Source organism: Citrobacter sp. RHBSTW-00887 (assembly GCF_013728095.1).
Taxonomy (GTDB): Bacteria; Pseudomonadota; Gammaproteobacteria; order Enterobacterales; family Enterobacteriaceae; genus Citrobacter; species Citrobacter braakii.
In genome coordinates this window covers 4,708,256-4,719,806 of the sequence record NZ_CP056267.1, presented here as the reverse complement: position 1 = coordinate 4,719,806, position 11,551 = coordinate 4,708,256, and the positions used below count along the sequence as shown (strand labels likewise).

The following is an 11,551-nucleotide window of genomic DNA, read 5'->3' as shown; positions in this document are numbered from 1 at the left end:
GGTTCAAAGTACAAATAAGCATATAAGGAAAAGAGAGAATGGCTAAGGGGCAATCTTTACAAGATCCGTTCCTGAACGCACTGCGTCGGGAACGTGTTCCAGTTTCTATTTATTTGGTGAATGGTATTAAGCTGCAAGGTCAAATCGAGTCTTTTGATCAGTTCGTGATCCTGTTGAAAAACACGGTCAGCCAGATGGTTTATAAGCACGCGATTTCTACTGTTGTCCCGTCTCGCCCGGTTTCTCATCACAGCAATAATGCCACCGGCGGCACTGGCAGCAACTACCATCACGGTAGCAACGCGCAAGGTTCATCTGCGCAACAGGACAGCGAAGAAACCGAATAAGGTTGTTAGCTGTTTTACACACGGGGAGCCAGCGATCCTGCGTTCCCCGTTGATATATATTAAGGGGTTGACGCTTGTTTGACCGTTATGATGCCGGTGAGCAGGCGGTACTGGTACACATCTATTTTTCGCAAGACAAAGATATGGAAGACCTCCAGGAGTTTGAATCTCTGGTTTCTTCCGCCGGTGTCGAAGCAATGCAGGTGATTACCGGGAGCCGTAAAGCACCGCACCCGAAGTATTTTGTTGGTGAAGGTAAGGCAATCGAAATTGCGGAAGCCGTAAAAGCGACTGGCGCTGCGGTGGTGATTTTTGATCATGCTCTAAGCCCCGCCCAGGAACGTAACCTGGAACAGTTGTGCCAGTGTCTTGTTATCGACAGGACAGGTCTTATTTTAGATATTTTTGCCCAGCGTGCGCGCACCCATGAGGGTAAGTTGCAGGTTGAGCTGGCGCAGTTGCGCCATATGGCTACTCGTCTGGTCCGTGGCTGGACCCACCTTGAAAGGCAAAAGGGCGGGATTGGTTTGCGCGGTCCGGGTGAAACCCAGCTCGAAACCGACCGTCGTTTGCTGCGTAATCGCATTTTGCAAATACAGTCGCGCCTGGAAAAAGTTGAAAAGCAACGTGAGCAGGGGCGACAGTCGCGCAAGAAAGCGGATGTCCCAACCGTATCACTGGTGGGATATACCAACGCCGGAAAATCCACCCTGTTCAACCAGATCACCGAAGCCCGGGTTTACGCAGCGGATCAGCTGTTTGCAACCCTGGACCCAACGCTGCGCCGTATAGACGTAGCGGACGTCGGTGAAACCGTGCTGGCGGATACCGTAGGGTTTATCCGTCATTTGCCGCACGACCTGGTGGCGGCGTTTAAAGCCACCCTGCAGGAAACGCGTCAGGCGACATTGCTGCTGCATGTTATTGATGCTGCAGATTTTCGTGTGCAGGAAAACATCGAGGCCGTCGACACGGTGCTCGAAGAGATCGATGCGCATGAGATCCCGACTCTGCTGGTGATGAATAAAATCGATATGCTGGATGATTTTGAACCACGTATCGACAGAGATGAAGAGAATAAACCCATTCGCGTTTGGGTTTCAGCGCAAACGGGAATAGGTATACCACAGCTTTTTCAGGCTTTGACTGAGCGACTTTCCGGTGAGGTGGCGCAGCATACGTTGCGTTTGCCGCCGCAGGAAGGGCGTCTGAGAAGCCGGTTTTACCAACTTCAGGCAATAGAAAGAGAGTGGATGGAGGAGGACGGCAGCGTGGGTCTGCAGGTTCGTATGCCGATCGTAGACTGGCGTCGCCTCTGTAAACAAGAACCGGCACTGGAAGACTATATTGTCTGACCTGACGGATATGGCCTGAAGATTTTTTCGCCTCTATACCTTGTGGGTTTTGTGCAGCATGAAGGTGGCAAGTCCTGAAATCTTCAGGAGCATAGTCAATTATGTGACTGAGATTAAGGGGCGTAGCCAACGCATCGGCAGCGCAAAATACGCAGGTATAGCATCGCATAACAAATATGGAGCACAAAAATGGCGTGGAATCAGCCCGGTAATAACGGACAAGACCGCGACCCGTGGGGAAGCAGCAAACCTGGCGGCAACCCTGAGGGAAATGGAAACAAAGGTGGTCGCGATCAGGGACCTCCCGATCTGGATGATATCTTCCGCAAACTGAGTAAAAAGCTCGGTGGTCTGGGTGGCGGTAAAGGTGCTGGTTCTGGCGGCGGTAGCTCATCGCAAGGCCCGCGTCCGCAATTGGGTGGTCGAGTCTTTACTATCGCAGCGGCAGCTATCGTCATTATCTGGGCGGCCAGCGGTTTCTACACCATTAAAGAAGCGGAACGCGGCGTGGTGACACGCTTCGGTAAATTCAGCCATTTGGTTGAGCCGGGTCTGAACTGGAAACCGACCTTTGTCGACGAAGTGACCCCGGTCAACGTGGAAGCCGTGCGTGAACTTGCCGCATCCGGCGTGATGCTGACCTCTGACGAAAACGTCGTACGCGTTGAAATGAACGTGCAGTACCGCGTGACGGATCCGCAGCGTTACCTGTTTAGCGTAACCAGCGCGGATGACAGTCTGCGTCAGGCAACCGACAGCGCCCTGCGTGGGGTTATCGGTAAATACACCATGGACCGTATCCTGACCGAAGGGCGTACCGTTATTCGTAGCGATACCCAGCGTGAACTGGAAGAAACGATCCGTCCGTACAACATGGGTATCACCCTGCTGGACGTCAACTTCCAGGCAGCACGTCCGCCGGAAGAAGTAAAAGCCGCGTTTGACGATGCCATTGCAGCACGTGAAAACGAGCAGCAGTACATCCGTGAAGCAGAAGCGTACACCAACGAAGTTCAGCCACGTGCTAACGGTCAGGCGCAGCGTATTCTGGAAGAAGCGCGTGCTTACAAAACGCGAACCATCCTGGAAGCACAGGGTGAAGTGGCTCGTTTCGCAAAAATTCTGCCGGAATATAAAGCCGCACCGCAAATTACTCGCGAGCGTCTGTATATCGAAACCATGGAAAAAGTGCTGAGCAATACCCGCAAAGTCCTGGTTAACGATAAGGGCAGCAATCTGATGGTTCTGCCGCTGGATCAAATGCTGAAAGGAGGTAGTGCGCCAGCAGCAAAGAGTGACAGCAGTTCAAACCTGCTGCGTCTGCCGCCAGCAACGACGTCCGGCACTGGAGCAAGCAATACCTCGTCCACCAGTCAGGGCGATATTATGGACCAACGCCGCGCGAATGCGCAGCGTAACGACTACCAGCGTCAGGGGGAATAACGATGCGTAAGTCAGTTATTGCGATTATCATCATCGTTCTGGTAGTTCTGTTCATGTCTGTCTTTGTGGTCAAAGAAGGCGAGCGCGGGATTACTCTGCGCTTTGGTAAAGTTCTGCGTGACGATGAAAACAAGCCGCTGGTTGTTGCACCAGGCCTGCACTTCAAGATTCCGTTTATTGAATCTGTGAAGATGCTGGATGCGCGTATTCAGACCATGGACAACCAGGCCGATCGCTTTGTTACCAAAGAGAAGAAAGACCTGATCGTTGACTCCTACATTAAGTGGCGCATCAGTGACTTTAGCCGTTACTACCTGGCAACGGGCGGTGGCGATGTTTCTCAGGCAGAAGTCCTGCTGAAACGTAAGTTCTCTGACCGTCTGCGTTCTGAAATTGGTCGTCTGGACGTGAAAGACATCGTTACCGATTCCCGCGGTCGTCTGACGCTGGAAGTTCGTGATGCGCTGAACTCCGGTTCTGCTGGCACGGAAGATGAAGTCGCGACACCGGCGGCAGATAGCGCGATTGCCGAAGCGGCTGAGCGTGTTCAGGCTGAAACAAACGGTAAAGTACCGGTCATCAACCCGAATAGTATGGCGGCATTGGGCATCGAAGTGGTTGACGTGCGTATCAAGCAAATCAACCTGCCTGCTGAAGTGTCTGAGGCTATCTACAACCGTATGCGCGCTGAGCGTGAAGCGGTAGCGCGTCGCCATCGTTCACAAGGTCAGGAAGAAGCGGAAAAACTGCGTGCCACGGCGGATTATGAAGTGACTAAAACGCTGGCAGAATCTGAGCGTCAGGGCCGCATCATGCGCGGTGAAGGCGATGCAGAAGCCGCTAAACTGTTTGCCGATGCGTTCAGCCAGGATCCTGACTTCTACGCCTTCATCCGTAGCCTGCGTGCTTACGAGAAGAGCTTCGAAGGCAACCAGGACGTGATGGTCATGAGCCCGGACAGCGATTTCTTCCGCTACATGAAGACACCGAGCACTACGACACGCTAATAAAGTTCCAGCGGTTTTAAACCAGCAAAACCACCGGCATCCCCAGGGATGCGGTGGTTTTCTTTTTATAAAAGGACGATGGATGAATTCAACAATTTTGCTGGCGCTCGCGCTGGTTTTGGTGCTGGAAGGCCTGGGCCCTATGCTTTATCCCCGCGCGTGGAAAAAAATGATTTCCGCAATGGCGCAACTTCCCGAAAATACTTTGCGTCGTTTTGGTGGAGGTCTTGTGGTTGCGGGCGTTGTGGTCTACTACATGTTGAGGAAAACGATTGGCTGATCAATAAGTAGCCTATTTTGCGGATTTTCGCATGCAAAAAGTGCTGTATATCTGAAAAAGCGGTGGTAGAATCCATTTTTAAGCAAACGGTGATTTTGAAAAATGGGTAACAACGTCGTCGTACTGGGCACCCAATGGGGTGACGAAGGTAAAGGGAAGATCGTCGATCTTCTGACTGAACGGGCTAAATATGTTGTGCGCTACCAGGGTGGTCACAACGCAGGCCATACTCTCGTAATCAACGGTGAAAAAACCGTCCTCCATCTTATTCCATCAGGTATTCTTCGCGAGAATGTCATCAGCATCATCGGTAACGGTGTTGTACTGTCTCCGTCCGCGCTGATGAAAGAAATGAAAGGACTGGAAGATCGTGGCATCCCGGTTCGCGAGCGCCTGCTGTTGTCTGAAGCTTGTCCGCTGATCCTTGATTATCACGTTGCGTTGGATAATGCTCGTGAGAAAGCGCGTGGCGAGAAAGCGATCGGTACTACCGGTCGTGGCATCGGTCCGGCTTATGAAGACAAAGTAGCTCGTCGCGGTCTGCGCGTTGGCGATCTGTTTGATAAAGCAACCTTCGCTGAAAAACTGAAAGAAGTGATGGAATATCACAACTTCCAGCTGGTGAATTTCTATAAAGTTGAAGCAGTTGACTACCAGAAAGTGCTGGATGATGTGATGGCGATTGCCGACATCCTGACCTCTATGGTTGTTGATGTTTCCGATCTGCTGGACCAGGCGCGTAAGCGTGGCGATTTCGTCATGTTCGAAGGCGCACAGGGTACCCTGCTGGATATCGACCACGGTACCTATCCGTACGTAACGTCTTCCAACACCACCGCAGGTGGCGTGGCGACCGGCTCCGGCCTGGGTCCACGTTATGTGGATTACGTTCTGGGTATCATCAAAGCTTACTCTACACGCGTAGGCGCGGGTCCGTTCCCGACTGAGCTGTTTGATGACGTTGGCGAGTTCCTGTGCAAACAAGGTAACGAGTATGGCGCGACCACCGGTCGTCGTCGTCGCACCGGTTGGCTGGACTCCGTTGCGGTACGCCGTGCAGTACAGATTAACTCCCTGTCTGGCTTCTGCCTGACCAAACTGGACGTACTGGACGGTTTGAAAGAGGTGAAAATCTGTGTCGCTTATCGTATGCCGGATGGCCGTGAAGTAACGACTACCCCGCTGGCTGCAGACGACTGGAAAGGTATCGAGCCGATCTACGAAACCATGCCGGGCTGGTCTGAATCCACCTTCGGTGTGAAGGAGCGTAGCGGTCTGCCGCAGGCAGCACTGAACTACATCAAGCGTATTGAAGAACTGACCGGTGTGCCGATTGATATTATCTCAACTGGCCCAGACCGTACTGAAACCATGATCCTGCGCGACCCGTTCGACGCATAATTCTGGTTATAGCGTGGCGTCGAATGGCGCTGCGCTTGCATTATCTTAGGCCGGATGAGGCACTTTGCATCATAATCCGGCTTAAAATCACGTAAGTTCCTCGCTTTTTTCCTTCCTGAACTGAAATAAATTAGCGACCTGGCTGGTGGCTGGTTTATCATCAATGTAATTAATACCACCAGGTTTATCCGTTTTATCCCTTTTCCTGAGGTTGATGTGCAGTTAACAAGTTTCACCGATTACGGATTACGTGCGCTAATCTACATGGCGTCACTTCCCGAAGGACGTATGACCAGTATTTCTGAGGTGACAGAAGTCTACGGCGTGTCCCGTAATCATATGGTCAAAATAATCAATCAACTTAGCCGTGCGGGCTTCGTTACTGCTATTCGAGGAAAAAATGGCGGTATCCGCCTGGGTAAACCAGCTAAGGATATTGGTATTGGTGATGTGGTTCGCGAGCTGGAACCACTATCGTTGGTCAATTGTAGCAGCGAGTTTTGCCACATTACCCCAGCCTGTCGACTTAAACAGGCGCTTTCTAAGGCAGTGCAAAGTTTTCTCACGGAACTGGACAACTACACACTTGCTGATTTGGTTGAAGAGAATCAACCGCTTTATAAATTATTGCTGGTGGAGTGACGAAAATCTTCATCAGAGCTGACAATGGAGGAACCTCGATGTCACAAGATCCTTTCCAGGAACGCGAAGCAGAAAAATACGCGAATCCTATCCCGAGCCGGGAATTTATCCTCGAACATTTAACTAAACGTGAAAAACCGGCCAACCGCGATGAGCTGGCCGCTGAACTCAACATTGAAGGTGAAGAGCAGCAAGAAGCGCTGCGTCGCCGCCTGCGCGCCATGGAACGTGACGGGCAACTGGTCTTCACTCGTCGTCAGTGCTATGCGCTGCCGGAGCGTCTTGACCTGCTGAAAGGTACCGTTATTGGCCACCGTGATGGCTACGGCTTTCTGCGCGTTGAAGGCCGCAAAGATGACCTGTACCTGTCCAGCGAGCAGATGAAAACCTGTATTCATGGCGATCAGGTGTTGGCACAGCCGCTGGGCGCGGACCGTAAAGGTCGTCGCGAAGCGCGTATTGTGCGCGTACTGGTACCGAAAACCAGCCAGATTGTCGGTCGCTACTTCACCGACGCTGGCGTTGGGTTTGTCGTCCCTGACGACAGCCGCCTGAGCTTTGATATCCTGATCCCGCCGGAAGAGGTGATGGGTGCTCGTATGGGCTTTGTGGTCGTGGTTGAGCTGACCCAGCGTCCGACGCGTCGCACTAAAGCGGTGGGTAAAATTGTTGAAGTCCTGGGCGACAACATGGGAACCAGCATGGCCGTTGATATGGCGCTGCGTACTCATGAAATCCCGTATATCTGGCCTCAGGCGGTCGAAAAACAGGTCGCCGGACTGAAAGAAGAAGTGCCGGAAGAAGCGAAAGCCGGGCGTGTCGATCTGCGCTCCCTGCCGCTGGTCACTATCGATGGTGAAGATGCGCGTGACTTCGATGATGCGGTTTACTGCGAGAAGAAGCGCGGCGGCGGCTGGCGTTTATGGGTGGCGATTGCTGACGTAAGCTATTACGTTCGCCCGCCGACTCCGCTGGACCAGGAAGCGCGCAGCCGTGGCACATCCGTCTACTTTCCATCGCAGGTTGTTCCGATGCTACCGGAAGTGCTGTCTAACGGATTGTGTTCGCTCAACCCGCAGGTGGACAGGCTGTGTATGGTCTGTGAAATGACCATTTCTTCGAAAGGCCGCTTAACAGGCTTTAAATTCTACGAAGCGGTTATGAGCTCCCATGCGCGTCTGACCTACACCAAGGTCTGGCACATGCTGCAGGGCGATCAGGAACTGCGTGAGCAGTACGCGCCGTTGGTTAAACACATTGAAGAGCTGCATAACCTCTACAAAGTGCTGGATAAAGCGCGTGAAGAGCGTGGCGGTATCTCGTTTGAAAGTGAAGAAGCGAAGTTTATCTTCAATGCTGAACGCCGTATTGAGCGTATTGAGCAGACGCAGCGTAATGACGCGCACAAACTGATTGAAGAGTGCATGATCATGGCGAACATCTCAGCGGCGCGATTCGTTGAGAAAGCCAAAGAGCCGGCACTGTTCCGTATTCACGATAAGCCGACGACCGAAGCGATTAATTCGTTCCGTTCGGTGTTGGCGGAGCTGGGGCTGGAGCTGCCCGGCGGTAATAAACCCGAGCCGCGTGATTACGCTGAACTGCTGGAGTCGATTGCTGACCGTCCTGACGCAGAAATGCTGCAAACTATGCTGCTGCGTTCAATGAAGCAGGCGATTTACGATCCGGAAAACCGCGGTCACTTTGGCCTTGCGTTGCAATCTTATGCACACTTCACCTCGCCGATCCGTCGTTACCCGGATCTCTCCTTGCACCGGGCGATTAAGTATCTGCTGGCGCAGGAGCAGGGCCATAAAGGCAACACCACGGAAACGGGTGGCTACCATTATTCGATGGAAGAGATGCTGCAGCTGGGTCAACACTGTTCGATGGCCGAGCGCCGTGCTGACGAAGCTACGCGCGACGTCTCTGACTGGCTGAAGTGCGACTTCATGCTGGATCAGGTAGGTAATGTCTTCAAAGGCGTGATCGCCAGCGTTACCGGGTTTGGTTTCTTCGTCCGTCTTGATGAGCTGTTTATCGACGGTCTGGTGCATGTCTCCTCCCTGGATAACGACTACTATCGTTTTGACCAGGTTGGGCAGCGTCTGACGGGAGAATCCAGCGGTCAAATGTATCGCCTGGGCGATCGCGTGGAAGTTCGCGTGGAAGCGGTCAACATGGACGAGCGTAAAATCGACTTCAGTTTGATCTCCAGCGAACGTGCACCGCGCAATGAAGGTAAAACCGCGCGTGAAAAAGCGAAAAAAAGCGATGTGGGTAAAAATACCGGTAAGCGTCGTCAGATGGGCAAAAAAGTAAATTTCGAGCCGGATAGCGCTTTCCGCGGCGAGAAGAAAGGCAGAGCCAAACCTCAGGCGGATAAAAAAACGGCTGAGAAGAAAGGCGATAAAAAAGCGAAAAAGCCATCGGCAAAAACGCTTAAAATCGCTGCCGCCACCAAAGCTAAACGCGCGACGAAAAAGAAAGTCGCGCAATAACAGCCATAAACAGTAAGTCGGGCAACCTCGCGTTGCCCGCGTTACGCATAAACTATTAACGAGTACATTCATGAGTGAAATGATTTACGGCATCCATGCGGTGCAGGCTCTGCTGGAACGTGCGCCTGAGCGCTTCCAGGACGTCTTTATTCTCAAAGGTCGTGAAGATAAACGCCTGCTGCCGCTGATCCACGCACTGGAAGCACAGGGTGTTGTCATTCAGCTGGCTAACCGCCAGTTCCTGGATGAGAAAAGCGAGGGTGCGGTACATCAGGGAATTATTGCTCGCGTGAAGCCGGGTCGTCAGTATCAGGAAAACGATCTGCCGGATCTGATTGCTACGCTCGATCAGCCGTTCTTTTTGATCCTCGATGGTGTTACCGATCCGCATAACCTGGGGGCATGCCTGCGTAGCGCCGATGCTGCTGGCGTCCATGCTGTTATCGTACCGAAGGATCGTTCTGCGCAGTTGAATGCAACGGCGAAAAAAGTGGCTTGCGGCGCGGCAGAAAGCGTACCGCTGATCCGTGTGACCAACCTGGCGCGCACTATGCGTATGCTGCAGGAAGAGAATATCTGGATCGTCGGAACCGCAGGTGAAGCTGACCATACTCTCTACCAGAGCAAAATGACCGGACGTCTGGCGCTGGTGATGGGCGCAGAGGGTGAAGGTATGCGTCGTTTGACCCGCGAACACTGTGACGAACTGATCAGCATCCCGATGGCTGGGAGCGTTTCGTCGCTGAACGTTTCAGTTGCGACGGGCATCTGCCTGTTTGAGGCTGTACGCCAGCGCGGCTAAACTATCTCCCTCATTTCTCTCTTATCTCAAGCCATCCTTCGGGATGGCTTTTTTGTGACCGTTGTCCCATGCGTGCTGCCTTCTGCCTGACCATACTTAAGGTGACGGCCATTGACGGAGGGAGACACAATGCACTGGCAAACGCATACCGTTTTTAACCAACCTGTACCGCTCAATAACAGCAACTTATATCTGTCCGATGGCGCGCTGTGTGAAGCGGTTATCCGTGAAGGCGCTGGCTGGGATAACGATCTTCTCGCCAGTATTGGTCAGCAGCTAGGGACTGCCGAGTCGCTCGAGCTTGGCCGTCTGGCCAATGCTTTTCCACCCGAGTTGTTGCGCTACGACTCGCAGGGTCAGCGGCTGGATGATGTGCGTTTTCATCCTGCCTGGCATTTACTGATGCAGGGATTGTGCGCCAATCGCGTACATAATCTGGCCTGGGAAGAAGACGCGAGGCAGGGAACATTTGTTGCCCGGGCGGCCCGTTTCATGCTGCATGCGCAGGTGGAAGCGGGCACGTTGTGTCCGGTTACCATGACTTTTGCCGCCACGCCGTTGTTACTTCAGATGTTACCTGCCCCCTTTCACGACTGGTTTACGCCGCTGCTAAGCGACCGTTATGACTCGCATTTACTGCCCGGAGGGCAAAAGCGTGGGTTATTGATCGGCATGGGAATGACCGAGAAGCAGGGGGGGTCAGATGTGCTAAGCAATACCACTCAGGCAGAACGTCTTACAGACGGCTCGTATCGGCTGGTGGGACATAAGTGGTTTTTCTCCGTGCCGCAAAGCGATGCCCATTTGGTACTGGCCCAGGCAAAGGGAGGCTTATCCTGCTTTTTTGTACCGCGATTTTTACCCGACGGGCAGCGTAATGCTATCCGTCTGGAGCGGCTGAAAGATAAGTTAGGCAATCGCTCCAACGCCAGCTGCGAGGTTGAATTCCACGATGCGATTGGCTGGCTATTGGGTGAAGAAGGGGAAGGTATACGTCATATCCTGAAAATGGGTGGGATGACGCGTTTTGACTGTGCGCTCGGTAGTCATGGCATGATGCGACGTGCTTTTTCTGTCGCGATTTACCATGCGCACCAGCGACAGGTTTTTGGCAAACCATTGATCGAACAACCGATGATGCGCCAGGTATTAGGTCGGATGGCGCTCCAACTGGAAGGTCAGACGGCGTTACTGTTCCGACTGGCGCGGGCCTGGGACCGTCGCGCTGATGCCAAAGAATCTCTGTGGGCCAGATTGTTCACACCAGCAGCGAAATTCTCTGTTTGCAAGGCCGGTATGCCGTTTGTTGCAGAGGCGATGGAAGTGCTCGGCGGGATTGGCTACTGCGAGGAGAGTGAGTTGCCGCGCCTGTATCGTGAGATGCCGGTAAACAGTATCTGGGAGGGCTCTGGCAACATTATGTGCCTCGATGTATTGCGGGTGCTGACAAAACAACCCGGCATATACGATATGCTCAGCGAAGCCTTTGCTGAGGTAAAAGGGCAAGACCGACATTACGATCGAATGGTACGTCAACTACAGCAGCGTTTACGTAAACCCAGTGAGGAGTTGGGACGGGAGATTACACAGCAGCTTTTCCTGCTCGGTTGCGGGGCGCAGATGTTGCGCTATGCCTCTCCGCCAGTGGCGCAGGCCTGGTGTCAAATGATGCTCGATACGCGTGGTGGACTACGATTGTCCGAGCAGGTGCTGAACGACTTGCTCCTGCGGGCAACGGGGGGATTACGGTAATAATATGCCTGATGGCGACGC

General features: G+C 53.1%; 10 protein-coding genes. All 10 read left to right on the top strand.

The features are described 5' to 3' along the window. Nucleotides 1–38 precede the first annotated feature (38 nt). The 10 genes from hfq (at nucleotide 39) to HV314_RS22405 (ending at nucleotide 11,530) form a co-directional block, all read left to right on the top strand. The gene (gene hfq, locus HV314_RS22450; protein ID WP_003025584.1) at nucleotides 39–347 is read left to right on the top strand and encodes an RNA chaperone Hfq; all 309 of its coding nucleotides are present in this window, start codon (nucleotides 39–41) and stop codon (nucleotides 345–347) included. Nucleotides 348–421: 74 nt separating this feature from the next. Further along, entirely contained in the window at nucleotides 422–1,702 is a 1,281-nt protein-coding gene (gene hflX, locus HV314_RS22445) for a ribosome rescue GTPase HflX (RefSeq protein ID WP_016151415.1), read from the top strand. Nucleotides 1,703–1,891: 189 nt separating this feature from the next. Then, the gene (gene hflK, locus HV314_RS22440; RefSeq protein ID WP_016151416.1) at nucleotides 1,892–3,145 is read left to right on the top strand and encodes an FtsH protease activity modulator HflK; all 1,254 of its coding nucleotides are present in this window, start codon (nucleotides 1,892–1,894) and stop codon (nucleotides 3,143–3,145) included. A 2-nt stretch (nucleotides 3,146–3,147) separates the two neighbouring features. Next, nucleotides 3,148–4,152, top strand: a complete 1,005-nt coding sequence (hflC, locus tag HV314_RS22435; RefSeq protein ID WP_016155510.1) for a protease modulator HflC — start codon at nucleotides 3,148–3,150, stop codon at nucleotides 4,150–4,152. An 82-nt stretch (nucleotides 4,153–4,234) separates the two neighbouring features. Further along, the gene (locus tag HV314_RS22430) at nucleotides 4,235–4,432 is read left to right on the top strand and encodes a DUF2065 domain-containing protein (RefSeq protein ID WP_019078201.1); all 198 of its coding nucleotides are present in this window, start codon (nucleotides 4,235–4,237) and stop codon (nucleotides 4,430–4,432) included. Between the two features lie 102 nt (nucleotides 4,433–4,534). Further along, on the top strand, nucleotides 4,535–5,833 hold the full coding sequence (purA, locus tag HV314_RS22425; RefSeq protein ID WP_003025606.1) for an adenylosuccinate synthase: 1,299 nt from the start codon (nucleotides 4,535–4,537) through the stop codon (nucleotides 5,831–5,833). A gap of 216 nt (nucleotides 5,834–6,049) precedes the next feature. Then, entirely contained in the window at nucleotides 6,050–6,475 is a 426-nt protein-coding gene (gene nsrR, locus HV314_RS22420) for a nitric oxide-sensing transcriptional repressor NsrR (protein WP_003025609.1), read from the top strand. Nucleotides 6,476–6,513: 38 nt separating this feature from the next. Next, nucleotides 6,514–8,976 carry a ribonuclease R gene (gene rnr, locus HV314_RS22415; protein ID WP_137380233.1) on the top strand — a complete coding sequence of 821 codons (2,463 nt, stop codon included), beginning with the start codon at nucleotides 6,514–6,516 and terminating at the stop codon, nucleotides 8,974–8,976. A gap of 70 nt (nucleotides 8,977–9,046) precedes the next feature. After that, entirely contained in the window at nucleotides 9,047–9,778 is a 732-nt protein-coding gene (gene rlmB / locus HV314_RS22410; protein WP_003830482.1) for a 23S rRNA (guanosine(2251)-2'-O)-methyltransferase RlmB, read from the top strand. 129 nt (nucleotides 9,779–9,907) lie between these two features. Continuing rightward, entirely contained in the window at nucleotides 9,908–11,530 is a 1,623-nt protein-coding gene (locus tag HV314_RS22405; RefSeq protein ID WP_181546762.1) for an isovaleryl-CoA dehydrogenase, read from the top strand. The last annotated feature ends 21 nt before the right edge of the window (nucleotides 11,531–11,551 follow it).